Annotated in this window: 18 protein-coding genes and 2 pseudogenes; 6 read left to right on the top strand and 14 right to left on the bottom strand. The window is 63.3% G+C overall.

Features of this window, described 5'->3' with window-relative positions:
• Window positions 1–87: 87 nt before the first annotated feature.
• The 3 genes from M3484_RS04275 to M3484_RS04265 are packed head-to-tail and all read left to right on the top strand — an operon-like array spanning window position 88 to window position 1,665.
• Window positions 88–696, top strand: a complete 609-nt coding sequence (locus M3484_RS04275; RefSeq protein ID WP_249495851.1) for an RNA polymerase sigma factor — start codon at window positions 88–90, stop codon at window positions 694–696.
• A 3-nt stretch (window positions 697–699) separates the two neighbouring features.
• Window positions 700–1,134: a hypothetical protein gene (locus M3484_RS04270; protein ID WP_249495850.1), complete on the top strand. Its 435-nt coding sequence runs from the start codon at window positions 700–702 to the stop codon at window positions 1,132–1,134.
• A 12-nt stretch (window positions 1,135–1,146) separates the two neighbouring features.
• Entirely contained in the window at window positions 1,147–1,665 is a 519-nt protein-coding gene (locus M3484_RS04265) for a periplasmic heavy metal sensor (RefSeq protein ID WP_249495849.1), read from the top strand.
• A 35-nt stretch (window positions 1,666–1,700) separates the two neighbouring features.
• On the opposite strand, the gene M3484_RS23930 is transcribed toward M3484_RS04265, so the two are convergent.
• The 4 genes and pseudogenes from M3484_RS23930 to M3484_RS04255 form a co-directional block, all read right to left on the bottom strand.
• A complete protein-coding gene (locus M3484_RS23930) occupies window positions 1,701–1,838 on the bottom strand; it encodes a hypothetical protein (RefSeq protein ID WP_502942430.1) in 138 nt (45 codons plus the stop codon).
• Window positions 1,823–1,912, bottom strand: a pseudogene (locus M3484_RS23925) (hypothetical protein); the annotation flags it as partial. The gene M3484_RS23930 and the pseudogene M3484_RS23925, both read right to left, overlap by 16 nt.
• 276 nt (window positions 1,913–2,188) lie before the next feature.
• Window positions 2,189–3,151 carry a methionyl-tRNA formyltransferase gene (locus tag M3484_RS04260; protein WP_092898217.1) on the bottom strand — a complete coding sequence of 321 codons (963 nt, stop codon included), beginning with the start codon at window positions 3,149–3,151 and terminating at the stop codon, window positions 2,189–2,191.
• 117 nt (window positions 3,152–3,268) lie between these two features.
• Entirely contained in the window at window positions 3,269–4,726 is a 1,458-nt protein-coding gene (locus tag M3484_RS04255) for an aldehyde dehydrogenase family protein (RefSeq protein WP_249495848.1), read from the bottom strand.
• A 196-nt stretch (window positions 4,727–4,922) separates the two neighbouring features.
• Here M3484_RS04255 and M3484_RS04250 point away from each other — a divergent pair, with 196 nt between their 5' ends.
• Window positions 4,923–6,008 (top strand): substrate-binding domain-containing protein, encoded by a 1,086-nt coding sequence (locus M3484_RS04250; protein ID WP_092898213.1) that lies wholly within the window; start codon window positions 4,923–4,925, stop codon window positions 6,006–6,008.
• A 7-nt stretch (window positions 6,009–6,015) separates the two neighbouring features.
• On the opposite strand, the gene M3484_RS04245 is transcribed toward M3484_RS04250, so the two are convergent.
• From M3484_RS04245 to mgtE, 3 genes are read right to left on the bottom strand one after another with little or no spacing between them, the layout of a single operon-like run.
• On the bottom strand, window positions 6,016–6,573 hold the full coding sequence (locus M3484_RS04245) for a hypothetical protein (protein WP_249495847.1): 558 nt from the start codon (window positions 6,571–6,573) through the stop codon (window positions 6,016–6,018).
• The gene (locus M3484_RS04240; protein WP_249495846.1) at window positions 6,570–7,115 is read right to left on the bottom strand and encodes a 5-formyltetrahydrofolate cyclo-ligase; all 546 of its coding nucleotides are present in this window, start codon (window positions 7,113–7,115) and stop codon (window positions 6,570–6,572) included. The genes M3484_RS04245 and M3484_RS04240 overlap by 4 nt, the downstream gene beginning before the upstream one ends.
• Window positions 7,112–8,482 carry a magnesium transporter gene (mgtE, locus tag M3484_RS04235; protein ID WP_249495845.1) on the bottom strand — a complete coding sequence of 457 codons (1,371 nt, stop codon included), beginning with the start codon at window positions 8,480–8,482 and terminating at the stop codon, window positions 7,112–7,114. The genes M3484_RS04240 and mgtE overlap by 4 nt, the downstream gene beginning before the upstream one ends.
• A gap of 165 nt (window positions 8,483–8,647) precedes the next feature.
• Between mgtE and guaD the strand changes: the two genes are divergently transcribed.
• A complete protein-coding gene (guaD, locus tag M3484_RS04230) occupies window positions 8,648–9,922 on the top strand; it encodes a guanine deaminase (protein WP_249495844.1) in 1,275 nt (424 codons plus the stop codon).
• Between the two features lie 102 nt (window positions 9,923–10,024).
• Here the strand turns inward: guaD and M3484_RS04225 are convergent, their stop codons facing one another.
• Entirely contained in the window at window positions 10,025–10,864 is an 840-nt protein-coding gene (locus M3484_RS04225; RefSeq protein WP_249495843.1) for a hypothetical protein, read from the bottom strand.
• A 131-nt stretch (window positions 10,865–10,995) separates the two neighbouring features.
• Between M3484_RS04225 and M3484_RS04220 the strand changes: the two are divergent.
• Window positions 10,996–11,230: pseudogene (locus tag M3484_RS04220) on the top strand (IS5/IS1182 family transposase); the annotation flags it as partial.
• 61 nt (window positions 11,231–11,291) lie between these two features.
• Here M3484_RS04220 and M3484_RS04215 read toward each other — a convergent pair.
• From M3484_RS04215 to M3484_RS04190, 6 genes are all read right to left on the bottom strand, one after another.
• A complete protein-coding gene (locus tag M3484_RS04215; RefSeq protein ID WP_249495842.1) occupies window positions 11,292–11,915 on the bottom strand; it encodes a nicotinate-nucleotide adenylyltransferase in 624 nt (207 codons plus the stop codon).
• Window positions 11,916–12,488: 573 nt separating this feature from the next.
• Window positions 12,489–12,821 (bottom strand): hypothetical protein, encoded by a 333-nt coding sequence (locus tag M3484_RS04210; RefSeq protein WP_092898195.1) that lies wholly within the window; start codon window positions 12,819–12,821, stop codon window positions 12,489–12,491.
• 629 nt (window positions 12,822–13,450) lie between these two features.
• Complete coding sequence (locus tag M3484_RS04205) at window positions 13,451–14,305, bottom strand: ATP-binding cassette domain-containing protein (protein ID WP_092898191.1); 855 nt, start codon at window positions 14,303–14,305, stop codon at window positions 13,451–13,453.
• Window positions 14,302–15,138 (bottom strand): ABC transporter ATP-binding protein, encoded by an 837-nt coding sequence (locus M3484_RS04200; RefSeq protein WP_249495841.1) that lies wholly within the window; start codon window positions 15,136–15,138, stop codon window positions 14,302–14,304. The genes M3484_RS04205 and M3484_RS04200 overlap by 4 nt, the downstream gene beginning before the upstream one ends.
• Window positions 15,139–15,142: 4 nt before the next feature.
• Window positions 15,143–16,045, bottom strand: coding sequence for an ABC transporter permease subunit (locus tag M3484_RS04195; RefSeq protein ID WP_092898187.1), 903 nt, complete (start codon window positions 16,043–16,045; stop codon window positions 15,143–15,145).
• Window positions 16,042–17,049, bottom strand: coding sequence for an ABC transporter permease subunit (locus M3484_RS04190; RefSeq protein ID WP_092898185.1), 1,008 nt, complete (start codon window positions 17,047–17,049; stop codon window positions 16,042–16,044). Before M3484_RS04190 ends, M3484_RS04195 begins: the two co-directional genes overlap by 4 nt.
• Window positions 17,050–17,112 lie beyond the last annotated feature (63 nt).

Below are 17,112 nucleotides of genomic sequence, written 5' to 3'. Positions count from 1 at the left end.
TCGCTCAGAGAAAGATCGGTTAAGGGCGGGGCCGCAAGCCGGGCTTTGCGGTGGCCCCGGGTTCCGGGGTAACAGATGGGAATGAGGATGCCCCGGGATACGGTCGAGGACGAGGATGAGGCGGTTTTGCTCGCGCGCTATGCGCAGGGCGATGCCGTTGCGGCCCGGCTTCTGACGGCGCGGCTTTTGCCGCCGGTCCTGTCATTTGCCAGCCGGATGATGGCGGGCGACCGGGCCGAGGCGGAAGACATTGCGCAAGAGGCGATGCTGCGGCTCTGGCGCGCGGCCCCGGGCTGGCGCGAGGGAGAGGCGAAGGTCTCGACCTGGCTCTACCGGGTGGTGGCCAATCTGGCGACCGACCGGATCCGCAGCCGGCAGCGCCGCCACCGTCATACTGGCGGCGCACCGCTGGAACTGAGCGATGCGCCCGAAGCGGCAGATGGTGCTCCGGGGGCCGAGGCGCGGCTGATCGTGTCGGAGCGGATGGCCGCGCTGGACCGCGCGCTGGCCGCCTTGCCCGAGCGTCAGCGCGAGGCGGTGGTCCTGCGCCATATCGAGGGGCTCTCGAACCCCGAGATCGCGGCGGTGATGGGCGTGGGGATCGAAGCGGTCGAAAGCCTGACCGCACGCGGGCGCCGCGGTCTGGCGCAGGCGCTCGGGCCGTATCGGGCGCTTTTGGGGTTTGCAGGGGATTGAGCGATGGGCAAGACAGAGCTGACTGGACCAGAACGGAATGCGCCGGAGCTGACGGGCGCCGAGCTTGACCGCGTCTTTCTTCTTGCGCGGGCGACCGCACCCGAACCATCCGGGGCGCTGATGGCGCATGTGTTGCAGGCGGGCCTTGCGGCGATGCCGGCGCCTTCGGGCGCGCCCTCGCGGGTTTTACGCCCGGCGGGTGCCGGTTTCCTTGCAGGGATCGCGCGGCTCTGGTCTTCCTTCAGCGCGGGATTTGGCGGCAGCGGCGTGGTGGCCAGCCTTGGCGCGGTGGCCGCGCTTGCGCTGTTTCTGGGCTATTCCGATCCGGCCGGGCTCGGCGACGGGTTTTTGACCGCGGCCGGGGCCATGACTGTGACCGAAGGCGATGACGGGCCCGAACTGGAGCCGGTGGCGATCTATTTTCTGGCCGGAGGCTGAGGAGAGATGGGTGTGAGTGATCCGCAAAACAGCGCGAAACAACCTGGAACGCGCGGCTGGGTCAGGGCGCTTCTGGCGGCCTCACTGGCGCTTAATCTGGCAATTGGCGGCCTGTTCGCCGGCGCCTGGCTGGGGGCCTGGTCCGATATGCAATCGGGCGCCAGAAGCGGCGGGGAACATGGGTCAGGCGCAAGGCGCGACAATGGGCTCGGGCCGCTGGCAACGGCGATGCGGGGCGAGGACTGGCACGCGATGCGCGAGGCCTGGGTCAGCCGAAACCCCGATCTCAAGCGCGGCCATGCGCAGCTGCGCGCCGATTATGACCCGCTTCTGGCCGCGCTTCGGGCCGAGCCTTTTGATGCCGGAGCAATGCAGGACGCGCTGGCGACGATCTCGGAAAGCAACAGCCGCCGCCTGATCAGCGCCAGCGAGGTGATCGGTGCCTATCTGGCCACCCTGAACGAGACCGAGCGCCGCACCTATGCGGAACGGCTGGAACACGCGTTGCAGCCGAAGAAGAAAAAGGACTGAGCACAGGACTTTCTAGACGGGGTTTCAGGCGCCAGTCAGGCGCGGATCGCCGCCCGGTTCAGCCCGAAACGCGCAAGATGTTTGCGAAACCCGTCGGCATCATTCTGACTGGCCTTTTCCTGACGCGAGCCCGCAAAAAAATCATGCGTCCCGCAGCGGACGGGCCCGTGCAGTTGCGGCAGGCACGGGTAATTGCCGCAAGCTGGGTGTGGTCGAATTCGTCAATCGTTTCAGGTGCCCGCAGCACCACTCGCAGAAGCGCAATACAGGGGTCAGTCTAGGCCGCGCGCGTCGATCTGATTGAGAAACAGCACACCGCAATCGGCTTCGCGCAGGGCCTGCCCCAGAGCTGTAAGCGTGCGGGCGCGATGATGGATCAGATCCGCGATTATGGCCTCGCAGCTGTGGTCGATTGCATCGACCCTCCCGGCTGCATCACGGTGGGCTAAATGCCATTGCCCTGGAAGACGGGCAATTGTCGCTGAAAAACCGCCCGGACCGTAAGGCCCGGGCGGTTTTTTTGTCATTCTGCAGCGGTGCGCAGACCGGCGTTATGGCTGTCGATCCGGTCGCCGATCGCAAGGCCGAGGCGGCTGGCATAGTCTGCCGCGCTGAGCTTTTCGCCCTGGGCAGTGCGGACGCGGCCGATCTCGACCAGACCGCCCTGCAATGCGACCTGCACCTTGCCGCCCCCGATCGCAGCGATGGTGCCGGGCTTGCCTTTCACATCGGCAAAGCGGCGTGCGGGGATCAGATGGCTCTCATAGATGCGGATCTTCTCATCACCGACCAGCATCCAGGCGCCGGGTGCCGGATCGCAGCCCCGGATCAGGTTATGGATATCGATCGCATGGGCCGACCAGTTGATCCGCGCTTCGGGGTCGCGGCACCAGCCCTCATAGGTGGCCTGGCTCTCATCCTGCACGGTCTCGCTGTGTTTGCCCGCAAGGATCAGATCGGCGGCCTCAAGCATCGCGGCCACACCCATCGGGAAAAGCCGGTCGAAATAGACGGTGCCCAGCGTGTCGTCGGCGCTGACCGCAGTGGTCTTTTGCAAAACGATATCGCCCTCATCCAGCCCGTCATTGGGGCGGAAGATCGTCAGCCCGGTCTCGGTCTCGCCCCGGATCAGCGGCCAGCTGATCGCGCTCGGGCCGCGATATTTCGGCAAAAGCGAGGGGTGATAGCAGATGGCGCCATGTTTCGGGATGGTCACAAAGCCCTGCGGCGCGAATTGCAGCACATAGGCCATGACGGCGAGGTCGACATCGAGTGCGCGCAGCGCCTCTGCCGCCGCCTCGCTGGTCAGATTGGGGAGCTGCAGGGTCTTCACACCCTTTTCTTCGGCCGCAAGCCGCAGCGGATCGGGTTTGGCACCAGGCTTTTCGGGCGCACAGAAGACGGCGGCGACATCATCGCCACGCGCGAGGAAGGCTTCAAGAACGGCTTTGCCAAAGGCCTGCTGGCCGATGATCGCGATACGCATCGGAGGATCCTTTATCGGAATTTTGGGAAAAGCGGGGTCCGTCACCCTGGCCGTGACCAGTCAGACGGACCCCGAAGTGAGCCTCGGGAAAAGGCTTCAGGGAGTTAGGGGGGCAGGTCAGGCAGGTCCGGTATTGATCCAGACCACTTTCGGTTCGGTGAAATTGGCGATGGCCTCTTCGCCATGTTCGCGCCCGAAACCGGAATCGCGCACGCCACCCCAGGGCAGCCGGATATCGGTCGGGCCATAGGTGTTGACCCAGACGGTGCCGGCCTTCAGCTTGCGGGTGAAGCGGTGGGCGCGGGTCATGTCAGAGGTCCAGACCCCGGCGGCAAGGCTGTAGACGGTGCCATTGGCCAGGCGCAGCGCATCATCATCGTCTTTGAAGGGAACCACTGCCGCGACCGGGCCGAAGATTTCTTCTTGCGAGATACGCATGTCGTGGCGGACATTGGCGAAGACGGTCGGCTCGATGAAATAGCCCTGGTCGCCGTGGCGGGCACCGCCGGTCACGACCTCTGCGCCCTCGGCCCGGCCGATCTCGATATAATCGAGAATGCGCTTCATCTGCACTTCCGAGACCACAGGCCCCATCGAAGTGCCCGACTCCTGCGGGTTGCCGAGCCGCATGCCTTTGGCCCGGGCCGCGAGCTTTTCAGCCACCTCGTCATGGATCGATTCATGGACGAGGATGCGCGAGCCGGCCGAGCAGACCTGCCCGGTATTGAAGAAGATCCCCGAACCCGCCGCCCGCACTGCCGCGTCGATATCGGCATCGGGGAAGATGATATTGGCGGATTTCCCGCCGAGTTCGAGCGTCACGCGTTTCAGGTTCCCTGCCGAACCCTGCAGGATCTGGCGCCCGACAACCGGCGAGCCGGTGAAGGTCACCTTGTCGATATCGGGGTGATCCACGATGGCCTGGCCCGCGACCTTGCCAAAGCCCGGCACCACGTTCAGCACGCCCGGCGGCAGCCCGGCTTCCAGCGCAAGCTCGCCCAGCCGGATCGCGGTCAGCGGCGTGATCTCGGCCGGTTTCAGCACCACCGTGCAGCCACAGGCCAGTGCCGGTGCGATTTTCCACATGCCGATCATCAGCGGGAAATTCCACGGGATGATGGCGCCGACCACACCCAGCGGCTCGCGCACCGTATAGGTCAGCGCATCGGGGCGGGCAGGGGTCACGGTGCCGGTGATCTTGTCGGCCCAGCCCGCGTAATAGGTCAGGGTGTCGATCACCGCCGGCAGATCCTGGCGGCGGATCGCGGAAACCGGCTTGCCCGAATCAAGGCTTTCCAGCTCGACCAGTTCCTCGCTGTGGCTCCGGATCACCTCGGCGAAACGCAGAAGAAGCGCGCCACGGTCGGCGGCGCGCATCGGGGCCCAGACCTCTTCAAACGCCTTGCGCGCAGAAGCGACGGCGAGATTGACATCCTCGACCCCGGCCTCGGCCACATGGGCAAGATGGGCGCCGGTTGCGGGGTTCAGCGTCTCGAATGTGCGCCCCGAAAGTGCGGGCCGCGTCTCGCCGCCGATCAGCAGCGGATAGATCCCGCCGGTCCTCTGGTCGAGCATAGTTCCCTCCATCATATGCACGTCAGTTCATATATTGACCGGGCGATCCACTCTCCTCCGGGAATCGCCTGATGAAAATAACCTTACCCTGGTGAAAAATTCTGTGAATATGATACAGGTTACATGACTTGCCGACCAAGGTCTGGCAATCTTGTGCCGGACTTGCAGGCAAAATACATGAACAGGATTTCATAAGATGGACAGGTCAGTCAGGGTTGAAATCGCGCCGGTCTGGGCGTTTCAGCGTCGTGAGACCCAGGAACGGCTGGAGATCACGCTGGGCCTGCTGTCGGATATCCGCAATACCGGCAAGCTCTCGGTCGCGGCGGCCAGGGCGGGGATGTCTTATCGCCATGCCTGGAACCTGCTGGTCAAATGGTCGGAATTTTTCGGCTCGGATCTGGTGGAGCGCAAGCAGGGCAGCGGCACCAGCCTGACGGCCTTCGGCGACAAGCTGGTCTGGGCGGCGGAACGGCTTGAGGCGCGGCTGCGCCCTTTGCTGCAAAACCTGGCGCAGGAATTGCAGACCGAGGTGAACCAGACGCTTGCCAGCGGGCGGCTCGAGCTGCGGGTGCGGGCAAGCCATGGCTTTGCGGTGCCGAAACTGCGTGAGCTGCTGGCGCGGGATTTCGAGGGCAGCGTTGATTTCCGCTATGTCTCGAATTCGAATTCCCTGGTTTCGATGGTGGAAAACACCTGTGATCTTGCCGGGATGCATCTGCCACAGGGCGAGTTGCGCGCACGCACGCTTGCGATGACGCGCGGCTGGCTTGATCCCGAGGAACATCGGGTGATCTCGTTCGTGACGCGCGAGATGGGGTTGATTGTGGGCAAGGGGAATCCGCTGGGGATCACCCATTGCCATGATCTGACGCGCTCAGGCGTGCGGCTGGTGAACCGCGATCCCGACAGCGGCACGCGGATCCTGTTCGATCAGCTGCTGGCGCAGCACCAGGTTCAGGGCGCGGCGATCAACGGCTATTCGCATTCCGAATTCACCCATGCGGCGGTTGCGGCCTATGTCGCCTCGGGCTTTGCCGATGTGGCCTTTGGCGTCGAGGCGGCGGCGCGGCAGTTTGGGCTCGATTTCGTGCCGGTGCTGACCGAGGATTACGTTTTTATCTGCCATCGCCGCATCCTGGACCACCCGGCGATGGAGCGGGTGTTGGCGGTGATGCGCGGGCCGGAATTCGCGCGCGAGATCTCGCAGCTGCCGGGCTATCAGGTGAAGGAGCCGGGTAAGGTCAAGACGATCCGCGAGGTGTTCCGCGCGCGCGGCTGATATGGCGCTATTCGAGCGATTTCAGCTGGCTGACCCGCGATGTATCATCCGTCAGATCTAAGGATTCGGTCGATATGGCCAGCATGGCCGACGGCGCGAACAAAAGCCTGGCATCCATCATCTTCCGGCCATCCGCCGCCGTCATCACCTTATGGATCCGGAAGCTGGTGTAGATGCAATCTTCCCAGGTCACCGCCTCTTCGTCCAGGACCCGGATGGTGAGCGAGACTGTCACCGGCGCTGCTTTTTGCCGCGTCATCCGGGCCTGCAGGGTGATCTCGCCGCCCTGATCCCGGATCGCTTCTGGTCCGGGCAGGGGCAGGGGGGCGTTCCAGTCATAGCTGATCCGGAAGCCAGGTGCCTCGCTCGCAAGCGGCCAGAGACCTGCCGCCAGGCGCGAGGTGATCTGGCCGCTGCGATAGGTCAGCACATCATCCGTCAGGTCGAGATATTCAAGCGCGGCACCATCGGAATAGACTGCGCGCGCGGGCAGGTCCTCTGTGGTGAAGCAACCGGCTGTTGCGGGGCCCGCGGCGAGGAGGCCGAGGACCAGGCTGCGGATCACCCGAAAACCCTGACGCCGCTTTCGGTGATCATCACATCGAGCCGCTGATCGGTGCTTTCGATCGGGACCTCGTCCATCTCCTGCGCGTCAAAGGCGAAACCGACTGCCAGCGTCGGGCGGCGCGCACGCAGGGCTTCGAGCGTGCGGTCGTAAAAGCCGCCGCCATAGCCCAGCCGGTAGCCGCGCGCATCAAAGGCCAGCATGGGCACGATCAGGATCTCGGGTTCCAGCCAGGCGCCCTCTGCCGGGATCAGCGCCTTGAAAGTGCCCTCGACCAGGGGGGCACCCGGGCTCCATTCGCGAAACCTGAGCGGCTGGTCGCGGCCTGGGATCACCGGCAGCGAAACGGGCCCCTGATGCGCAGCCATGGCGGGCAGGGGGTCGATCTCGGTCCGGAAGGGCATATAGCCCGAAAGCACCTTGCCGGAATGCGCCGCAAGGTAATCCGCCAGCAGATCGGCTGCCTGACCTTGCCCTTTCGCATAGGCGATCGCGCGGGCTTCGGCCGCCTTTCTGCGAATTTCAGCTTTGATTTCTTTCACAACAGCACCAGTGCAGCGAAGCCAAGAAAGGCAAGATAGCCCATCACATCGGTCAGTGTAGTCACAAAGGTGCCCGAGGCAAGCGCCGGGTCCATCCCCATCCGGTTAAAGGCAAGCGGCACCAGAACCCCGCCCGTTGCCGCCACCACCTGATTGCAGATCATCGCCATCGCCAGCACCGATCCAAGCCAGGGGTCGTGGAAGAACACGACTGCCGCAAAGGCCAGCACCAGCGCGAGGAAGATCCCGTTCACCATTCCCGCCCGGAGTTCACGCCAGATCACCCGGCGCGCGTTTGCCGGGGTCAGATCGCGCGTCGCAAGCGAGCGCACCGCCACCGCCAGCGACTGCGTGCCTGCAATCCCTCCGGTCGAGGCCACAATCGGCATCAGAGCCGCCAGCAGCACCAGCGAGGCAATCACCCCTTCGAATTGTGAAATCACCAATGCGGAAAGCGAGGCGGTGAAAAGATTGACCACCAGCCAGGGCAGGCGGCTTCTGACCGTCGCGATCACCCCGTCCTGGATCGAGCTCTCATCCGAAACACCGGCGAGGCGCAGCATGTCTTCTTCATGTTCTTCGTCGAGCACATTCATCGCGTCATCAATGGTGATGACGCCGACCAGCCGCCCGTCCTCATCCACCACCGGGCAGGAGATCAGGTGATACTGGTTGAAGTAATAGGCGACATCGGCCTCTGCATCGGTCGCCCTGACGGTGCGGAAACTCTCTTCGGTGATGTCTTTCAGCTTTGCATCGCGCGGGGCCGAGAGGATGCGGCCCAGGGTGACATAGCCGATGGGGCGCATCCTCGGATCGGCGAGGATGACATGATAGAACTGATCCGGCAGCCAGTCGGCGCCGCGCAGAAAGTCGATCGTCTCGCCGACACTCCAGTGTTCCGGGGCGATCACCACTTCGCGCTGCATCAGACGCCCGGCGGAATATTCCGGGTAAGACATCGCCTGTTCGACCGCGATCCGGTCGGCATCTTCCAGCGCATCAAGGATTTTTTCCTGCGCTGGCTCGTCGAGATCCTCGAGAATATCGACGACGTCATCGGTGTCGAGCTCGCGGACAGCCTCGGCCACCACCTCGTCCGGCAGTGATTCGATCACCTCTTCGCGGATCGACTCGTCGATCTCGGAAAGCACATCGCCGTCGATGCCGCCATGCCAGAGCGCCAGCAGACCGCTGCGGTCTGCTGAGGAGATCTGTTCAAGGATATCGGCGATATCGGCGGCGTGCAGCGGATCAAGCAGCATATCAAGCCGCGCGGTATCCTTTGCCGCAACGGCCTCAAGCACCTGGGTCAGGCGTTCGGCGGCCAGTTCCTCTTCGTCGCGCTCTTGAACCGTTTCCTTCATGGATACTCCTTCACCGCACCAGCCGGGCACCGCATTCCCGGGGTTTACCGGAAGCCGTATGCGGGAAACAGGGGGCAAGCGGCGGATTTCCTTTCGCTGATGATGGCTTATTGTAACATGGCGGCGGTGTTTTGCTGACAGGATGTGAACGGATCGGAGAGGCGAATGGCGGATCTGCTGCTGGGACAGGTGCTGAGCTTCACCGGTGATCCCTTTGTGGAGGGTGAGGCGGCGGCCAGGCATCTGAGCCGGGGCGCTGTCCTCGTGGAGAACGGCCGGATCATGGCGGTGGGGCAGGCGGGCGATCTGCGCGCGGCCCATCCTGGCGCACGGCTGCATGATTACGGCGAGTGTCTGATCTCGGCCGGGTTTATCGACGCGCATGTGCATTACCCGCAGACGGCGATCATCGCCTCCTGGGGCAAGCGGCTGATCGACTGGCTGAACCTCTATACTTTCCCCGAGGAAATGCGCTTTGCCGATCCTGCCTATGCAGCTGAGATCGCCGGTCGCTATCTCGATCTGGTGCTGGCACGCGGCACCACGACGGTCTGTTCCTATGCCACGATCCATCCGGCCTCGGTCGATGCGATTTTCAGCGCGGCCGAGGCGCGGGGGATGCGGGTCTATGCCGGCAAGACCTGTATGGACCGCAACGCCCCCGAGGGTTTGCGCGATACCGCGCAATCCGCCTATGATGACAGCAAGGCATTGCTGGAGAAATGGCACGGCAGAGACCGGCTGTCCTATGTGATCACGCCGCGGTTTTCGCCGACCTCGACGCCGGAGCAGCTGGCGGCGCTTGGCTCTTTGTGGCGCGAGAACCCCGATTGCCTGATGCAGACGCATCTCTCGGAACAGACGGATGAGATCGCCTGGGTGAAAGACCTCTTCCCGCAATCGCGCGATTATCTCGATACTTACGAGACCCAGGGGCTGTTGCGCGAGGGCGCGGTTTACGGCCATGCGATCTGGCTGACGGAACGCGAAAAGGCGCGGCTGACCGAGGCCGGTGCCTCGCTGGTGCATTGCCCGACCTCAAATACCTTCATCGGCTCGGGGCTTTTCGACATGGGCCTTGCCCGCAGCCTGCGGGTCGGGCTGGCCACCGATACCGGCGGCGGATCGTCGTTTTCCATGCTGCGCACCATGGCCGCTGCCTATGAGGTCGCGCAGCTGCGCGGCGAGGCGCTGCATCCGGCGCAGCTCTGGTGGCTGGCAACCGTCGGCTCGGCCCGCGCACTGCATGCCGAAGGCCAGATCGGCAATATCGCCCCCGGGATGGAAGCCGATCTGGCGGTGATCGACCTGACCTCCACCCCGGCCATCGCCCAGGCCGCCGCCCGCGCCGAAACCCCCTGGCAGGCGCTGTTCCCGACGGTGATGATGGGCGACGACCGCGCCATCCGCGCGGTCTGGGTCGGGGGCAGGCTGCGGTGAACGGCTGGTGACAGCTGAGTGCCAAAAAAAGGGGAAGCTTGCGCAAACGCAAGGTATAGCGTGCGCAAGCCCGTCAAGCGAAATCTGACGCCCATCTCAGCTTCAGCCGAGAAAATGAGCGACATCAGCCCGGTCATAGATCCGGGTGCTCCCCCCAACCGGAGCAATCCCTTCGTCTTCCAACCTTGCCGTCAGCTCATCCCAGGCGAGGCCAGCGCTGATCCCGAGACTGCGAAAACTGATATAGCGCTCAAGTAAAACTTGCCTGTCTGCCGCTGAAAGTCGTGACTGAGCCCCGCCTCGTGGCCCCCTGACCTTGCGAAGAGGCAACTCACTCCGACGATAGAACATCGCGAGTTCACTTGTGCGAAGCCCGAGGCCGGCCGCAAAGGCCTCCATCGAAATCGCCTCATCGTCCTGGCCGAGATGGCCGAGGTTGACCAGCACGGAAGCGAAGCCTGTCTTTGGAAGGTATTTTCCGATCCTCAGGAATTTTTCCTGTTGGATGTCGGCGATCAATTGCGGCAAAGTCAGCTTCAGGCGCTTTGTCGCCTCGGTTAAGCTGCACCAGTCATGCATGGCGACATAGACAGGCTCCGCCCCGACCAACAGACCGTCCACAAGGTCCTGCGCCACCAGCGGGTCATAGCGATCAGCCCTCTCGGCCACTAAAAGCCCACCCTGCTGCAATTCAGCGAGCTGGCGCGCACTCAACGACAAAGCCTCACAGAAGGCGTCTCGTTTAAGCCCGACGTTCAGCCGACCGAGCGTTTCGGTCGCATCCGCAAATCCAAAAATCTGCCACTCAGCCGGTTGGTCCGCTGAAATCGCGGTCCCGTCCCGTTCAAGCTCCTCAAGAACCTGTTCCCGAGGAGAACGTGTTAAGAGCGATGAGGTGCTGCTTTCGCTGGTGACCAACGCAAAAGATGGGTTGATCGTCAATCAACGTCACGTGGCCACCAGGCACGATCAGGCTGCAGCTTCCGCGATTTGGGAATCCACTTGGCGATCGCAGCCCGGCCGAGTTCGGCACAAAACGAGGAGACCGGGACCAGATCCAAATGGCCCGGCCAGGCGCAGTTGCACGAAACGCAGCACTGCGGGCATCGACGTATCGCGGTCGTGCCCTCTGGCGACGAGGGAGGGGATGCCACCGCCGAGGCCGCGTCCGGACGAAGATGCGGTGTGCGAAACTGCTGGGGCCGCGCCACAATGCGGGACTTCGACCGCCAGTTCGCAGAACCTCGGGTCCGTATCGCCGTTCTGAACGGTTACACCGCGCCCGGCATCTCAGTCACAGAGGTCGTGGAATACCTCGCGAGGCCAGGGCCTGTTTCATCTGTCCTGAAATATCCCGGGGGAGGCTCCGTCAGGAGCCGGGGGCAGCGCCCCCCTCCGGCGCCCGCCAGCCCCCCATCGCCCGGATCTCGGTAGACGAGGCATCCTTCATCGGCAGATTAATGAAAACCCAGGCCGGTGGCTTCATCCGCGCAAGGGTTTCGCCCCGCCCGACGCGATTGCCGCCATAGATATGTGCCGCCGGTGACAGCCGCGCGCGCAGCCCCGCGCCTGGCCGCGCGAGGACCGCAACCGGCACCGTCTCCATGATCCGCCGCCAGCGGTCCCAGCGATGGAAATCCGCGAGATTATCGGCCCCCATCAGCCAGACAAAGGTCACGCCCGGGTAGATCGCCCGCAGCATCGCGATGGTATCTGCGGTATAACGTGTGCCGAGGCGCCGCTCGAGATCAGTGATCCGGACCTTCGGATGCCGCATGACCCGCCGCGCCTGTTGCAGCCGCACCGAAAGCGGTGCCGGCTGACGCGCCTTGAGCGGATTTCCGGGCGAGACCAGCCACCAGACCTGATCAAGCCCCATCCGCTTCAACGCCTCACGGGTGATATGGACATGCCCCTCATGCGCCGGATCGAATGATCCGCCGAGAAGACCCACAACCATGCCGCGTGTCGCGAAAGGAAAGCCCTGTGCCATAGCCGGGTTCATATTTCATTCATGACGGCTATGGAACGATGGATAGCGGCGCCGTCAGGGAAAACGGCACTGGCAATCCGGATTGTCGCCGGGCGACGGTGTCGCCCCGGATGACCACCTGATCGCAGGCGTGCCTGCTCAAAGACCGTGGCAGAGCCTTTGGGCGTATCCGGCGGTAACGATGGGGCGGGCCTGACCTCGCCCGATCGCGGGGGGCAGAGTGGGCCACGGCTGTCACCTGACGTCGCGCGGCATATCATCCGCGACTTGATGGCGAGCGATCAGCATCAGGCCGAAGCTCCCGCTTTTTCCACACCAGGAGGGCAAGGTGGCCGGGGTTGTCTTGAATTCCGTTTTCGCCCCGCCGAAAAACCTGTGGCGATGCGGGTGGCACTGGCGCGGTTTCTTGCGGGGGACGGCCAGGCGCTGGTCGACGCCGCGATCGTGACGCAGGTGGCAACGGGGACCATGCGATGGCTTTTGATGCCCGCGCATGCCCCCTGGCCAATCACCGAACCGGGGAAGATCTGGCGCAGGGCGCGCTCATCTCCGACCCGATGGTCGCATGGGCACTCAGTTCACAGAGCGTATCGGCCGGGGAACCACCCGGGACCTGCGCTTTTGACCGTGACGCTCCTGACGGAACAGGCTTACGCGTTTTCCGCTTTCATTCTGGCGCATGAGGTCCAGTTTCATCGCGAGAAGATCAAGTTCCGCTTGTTGCTGGAAGTCGATATCGCTGGTCTGGGCGCCGGATGTGAGCATTGCAATGATGGCTGCAAAGGTGATGTTGCCCGCGATTGCATAGGTCACGACAATGCCAAAGACATCAGATCCGAGGCAATAGGCGACTCCGGCTGCGAAAGCTCCGGCAAGGGTTGCGGCGGTCAGTGAGACAAGAAACATGGCATCCTCCTCTTAGGTATTGCTTAAGACTCGGTAACCAACTGTGGGTTGAGTATCGTCTGGGTAATGTGGTCACAATGTGGCGACAATCTGGCCATTTCATCCGTTTTTCTGTTTGCCCCGGGATCGCGTCAATTCTTGCCCGCGCGGCTCTTCGGCTTGGCTTTCCACCCGACCGAAATGGGGTCAGGCCGGGTGTCGTCTGCTCCTCGCGCAAGAGGCGCTGCCGCAATGGCGGAGAGATGGTAAAATCGGCAGACCGACGCTCTGAACGCTTCGCCGGCATGCCGCTATTCAGGCAGCTCATCTCATGCGCAAATTCTTTGCGCGCAGAGCGTAAGCCTGGCCTCGATGGCCGGCCGCGGTCAGACATGGCGCGGGATGCAGCGCTGTCATCTCCTGACATCCCTGTGGTGCTGCCCGCATGAAGCGCAGAAACATGGGGCACCGGGCGAGGCTTATGCCCCCGGTGATGGGCTCCCCATCCGCAATCTGCTGCTGGCCTTGCGTCATCGGGAGGGGGCAGGGCGGTCAGCGAGACCACAGCCGCGGCGGATGGCTGCAAGCGCACAGATTGCGCCCCTCCGGGGATCTGCCAGGGCGGGCGCTGATATTAACCGGGCAGGGCTTCAGCGCGCGGCGCCTGCCGCCTCGCGCGCGGCCTGGCGCTTTGCCACCCGGGCGCGGATTGCCTCGACATCGGTGACCGGGGTCGCGGCGAAAAGCTGGCGGGTATAGGCATCGGTCGGATTTGCGAAAACCGCCTCTCGCTTGCCCTGTTCGACCGCCAGGCCCTGGCTGATCACCATCACATCATCGGCAATATAGCGCACCACAGACAGGTCATGGCTGACGAAAACATAGGTGAGCCCGAATTCCTCCTGCAGATCGGCGAGGAGGTTCAGCACCTGCGCCTGGACGGACAAATCCAGCGCCGAGACCGGCTCGTCCAGCACCAGCAAAGACGGGTTCAGCATCAAAGCGCGCGCGATCGCGATCCGCTGCCGCTGCCCGCCTGAAAACATATGCGGAAAGCGGTTGAAATGTTCGGGTCCAAGGCCAACCCTGACCAGCATCGCCTCGGCCAGGGCGCGGCGTTCTTCGGCTCCGATCCCGGGCCGGTTGATCACCAGCGGCTCCATCAGCACCGAGCCGATCTTCTGGCGAGGATTGAGACTGCCATAGGGGTTCTGGAACACCATCTGAACCTTGGAGCGCAGCACCGGATCGGGGCGCTTCACGGCGATATTGACCGGCTGGCCTTCGATCAGGAGATCCCCGCCAGAGGGGGCGTCGATCAGCGCGATGATCCTTGCCAGCGTCGATTTGCCTGACCCGCTTTCGCCGACAATCGCCAGCGTCTTGCCCTTTTCCACCGAAAAACTGACGCCTTTCAGCGCCTGGACGGTCTTTGAGGCGCCGAACATACCGCCGCCGGTGTGATATTCCTGGGTGATGTTCCGGCCTTCAAGAACCACGCTCATCGCACCGCCTCCCCGAAGAAATCAGAGACAGTCGGCAGCCGGTCGCCGGTCGCATTCTCGGGGAGAGCCGAAAGGAGCGCCCGCGTATAGGGGTGCTGTGGGGCTTCGAACAGCGAAAGCACATCGGCCTCTTCCATCTTTTTGCCCTTATACTGCACCACCACCCGGTCGGCTGTTTCTGCGACGACCCCCATGTCATGGGTGATCAGGATCAGCGCCATGCCATATTCCTCCTGCAGATCCATCAACAGATCGAGGATCTGTTTCTGGATCGTCACGTCAAGCGCGGTGGTCGGCTCATCCGCGATCAGAAGGCGCGGTTTCGAGGCTATCGCCATGGCGATCATCACGCGCTGACATTGCCCGCCCGACATCTGATGCGGATAGGAACCCAGCTTTTCCTCGGGCAGGGGGATGCCGACCTGGCGGAACAGTTCCAGCGCGCGGGCGCGGGCCTCCCGGCGCGACATGCCGAGGTTGAAACGCAGCACCTCTTCGATCTGGAACCCCACCGTGAAGGACGGGTTCAGCGAGGCAATCGGTTCCTGGAAGATCATGGTGATCTCACGCCCGATCAGCTGGCGGCGTTCGGCCTTTGTCATATGCAAAAGGTCGTGGCCGTCATAGCTCATCTCATCAGCGGTGATGGTGGCGGTATCAGGCAAAAGCCCCATCACCGCCAGCATCGAGACCGATTTCCCCGAGCCGCTCTCGCCGACGATGGCCAGTACCTCGCCGCGGTCGACCTGGGTATCGATGCCATCGACGGCGGTGAAAGAGCCGGTCGAGGTGGCGAAGCGCACCGTCAGATTGCGGATTTTCAATAGCGCCATCGTCTCAGCTCCGCTTCAGTTTCGGATCAAGCGCGTCGCGCAGCCCGTCACCCATCAGGTTGATCGCCAGCACCGAGATCAGGATGGCAAGGCCCGGGAAGGTGACGATCCACCAATGGCTGAGAATGAATTCGCGCGCCTCGGCCAGCATGGTGCCCCATTCGGCGGTCGGTGGCTGCGCCCCCATGCCGAGAAAGCCAAGCGCTGCCGCATCAAGCACCGCCGAGGAAAACGACAGCGTCGCCTGGACGATCAGCGGTGCAAGACAGTTCGGCAGGATTGTCTTAAACATCAGCCGCAGATTGCCCGCCCCCGAGACCCGCGCCGCCGAGACATAGTCGCGCTTCAGCTCCGACATCACTGCCGCCCGGGTGAGCCGGGCGAAATGCGGCTGATAGACGATGGCGATGGCGATCATCGCATTGGTCAGCCCGGGCCCCAGCACCGCCACCAGCACCAGTGCCAGCAGCAAGGACGGGAAGGCGAGGATCACATCCATCACCCGCATGATCACCACATCGACCCAGCCGCCGAAGAAGCCGGCGATCAGGCCGATCACGATGCCGCCCACCAGTGCGATGGACACCACCACCACCCCGATGAACATCGAATATTGCGAGCCCTTGATCAGCCGCGACAGCATATCGCGCCCGACCGCATCGGTGCCAAGCCAGAACTGGGAATTGCCGCCCGCCGCCCAGGCCGGTGGCAGTTTCTCCATGCCGCGATATTGCAGCGTCGGGCTGTGCGGCACGAGCAGATCGGCAAAGCAGGCCATCAGCACCAGAAGGACAAAGACGCAAAGCCCGATCACCGCGCCGCGATTGCGCGAGAAATAGAACCAGAATTCGGCGAGCATCCGGCGACGGATCTGCGCATCGGTGAGTTTGACGAAAGTGTCGCTCATTTGTTGCGGATCCTCGGATTGATGAGGCCATAGGTCAGGTCGACCAGAAGATTGACCAGCATGACGACGCCCGCGACCAGCAAAAGGCCCGACTGCACCGCCGGATAATCGCGGCGCGAGATGGAATCGATCATCCATTTGCCGATCCCCGGCCAGGAGAAGATCGTCTCGGTCAGGATCGCGCCCGCCAGCAATACGCCGATCTGCAAGCCGATGGTGGTGACGACCGGGATCATGGCGTTGCGCAAAGCATGGACGCCGATCACCCGGCGCGCCGGCATCCCCTTGGCGCGGGCTGTTCGGACATAATCCTCGCCCAGGACTTCCAGCATGGCGGACCGCGTCTGCCGCGCGATCACCGCCAGCGGGATCGTCGCCAGCACGATGGAAGGCAGGATCAGGTGATGCAAAGCCGAGGCGAAGGCACCCTTTTGCCCTGAAAGCAGGCTGTCGATCAGCATGAAGCCTGTGACATTGGGGAAGAAATACATCAGCGAGATCCGGCCCGAGACCGGTGTCCAGCCAAGATTGCCAGAAAAGACGATGATCAGCAGCAGGCCCCACCAGAAGATCGGCATCGAAAAGCCCACAAGGGCTGCAGACATCGACAGCTGATCGAACCAGGAACCGCGCTTGATCGCCGCCAGCACGCCTATTGGCACACCAACCAGCGTCGCCAGCACGATGGCGACAAAGCCGAGCTCGATCGTTGCGGGGAAGAGCGTCAGGAATTCCGACAGGACCGGCTTTTTTGTCACCAGTGAATTGCCGAAATCGCCCTGAAACAGCCGCCCGACGAAATCGAAATATTGCAGGACGATGTTCTTATCGAATCCCAGCTGCGCCGAGATCTCGGCATGGCGTTCGGGCGAGACGCCACGTTCGCCCGCCATCAGCAGCACCGGATCGCCCTTCAGCAAACGCGGGAACGAGAAGGCTACGATGGTGATCCCAAGGAAGGTCGGCACCAGATACAAAAGTCGCGAAAGGATGAAACGGATCATACGCCTCTTTGCCCCTGAAAGAGACGCGCGGTGAAGGCCTGGCCTTCCCGCGCGTCCGGGTGG

Origin of the sequence: Pseudomonas sp. GX19020 (assembly GCF_023371075.1) — a bacterium.
In the GTDB taxonomy this organism is placed as follows: domain Bacteria; phylum Pseudomonadota; class Alphaproteobacteria; order Rhodobacterales; family Rhodobacteraceae; genus Pseudogemmobacter.
Note: the sequence above shows the minus strand (reverse complement) of the source record. Positions and strands in the feature narration are given on the sequence as shown.

Excerpts from the sequence above, each read along its gene's own strand:
- M3484_RS04275 (WP_249495851.1), top strand. The coding sequence starts at position 88 with ATGCCCCGGGATACGGTCGAGGACGAGGATGAGGCGGTTTTGCTCGCG.
- M3484_RS04270 (WP_249495850.1), top strand. The coding sequence starts at position 700 with ATGGGCAAGACAGAGCTGACTGGACCAGAACGGAATGCGCCGGAGCTG.
- M3484_RS04260 (WP_092898217.1), bottom strand. The coding sequence starts at position 3,151 with ATGCGTATCGCGATCATCGGCCAGCAGGCCTTTGGCAAAGCCGTTCTT.
- M3484_RS04255 (WP_249495848.1), bottom strand. The coding sequence starts at position 4,726 with ATGCTCGACCAGAGGACCGGCGGGATCTATCCGCTGCTGATCGGCGGC.
- M3484_RS04250 (WP_092898213.1), top strand. The coding sequence starts at position 4,923 with ATGGACAGGTCAGTCAGGGTTGAAATCGCGCCGGTCTGGGCGTTTCAG.
- mgtE (WP_249495845.1), bottom strand. The coding sequence starts at position 8,482 with ATGAAGGAAACGGTTCAAGAGCGCGACGAAGAGGAACTGGCCGCCGAA.
- guaD (WP_249495844.1), top strand. The coding sequence starts at position 8,648 with ATGGCGGATCTGCTGCTGGGACAGGTGCTGAGCTTCACCGGTGATCCC.
- M3484_RS04215 (WP_249495842.1), bottom strand. The coding sequence starts at position 11,915 with ATGGCACAGGGCTTTCCTTTCGCGACACGCGGCATGGTTGTGGGTCTT.
- M3484_RS04210 (WP_092898195.1), bottom strand. The coding sequence starts at position 12,821 with ATGTTTCTTGTCTCACTGACCGCCGCAACCCTTGCCGGAGCTTTCGCA.
- M3484_RS04205 (WP_092898191.1), bottom strand. The coding sequence starts at position 14,305 with ATGAGCGTGGTTCTTGAAGGCCGGAACATCACCCAGGAATATCACACC.
- M3484_RS04200 (WP_249495841.1), bottom strand. The coding sequence starts at position 15,138 with ATGGCGCTATTGAAAATCCGCAATCTGACGGTGCGCTTCGCCACCTCG.
- M3484_RS04195 (WP_092898187.1), bottom strand. The coding sequence starts at position 16,045 with ATGAGCGACACTTTCGTCAAACTCACCGATGCGCAGATCCGTCGCCGG.
- M3484_RS04190 (WP_092898185.1), bottom strand. The coding sequence starts at position 17,049 with ATGATCCGTTTCATCCTTTCGCGACTTTTGTATCTGGTGCCGACCTTC.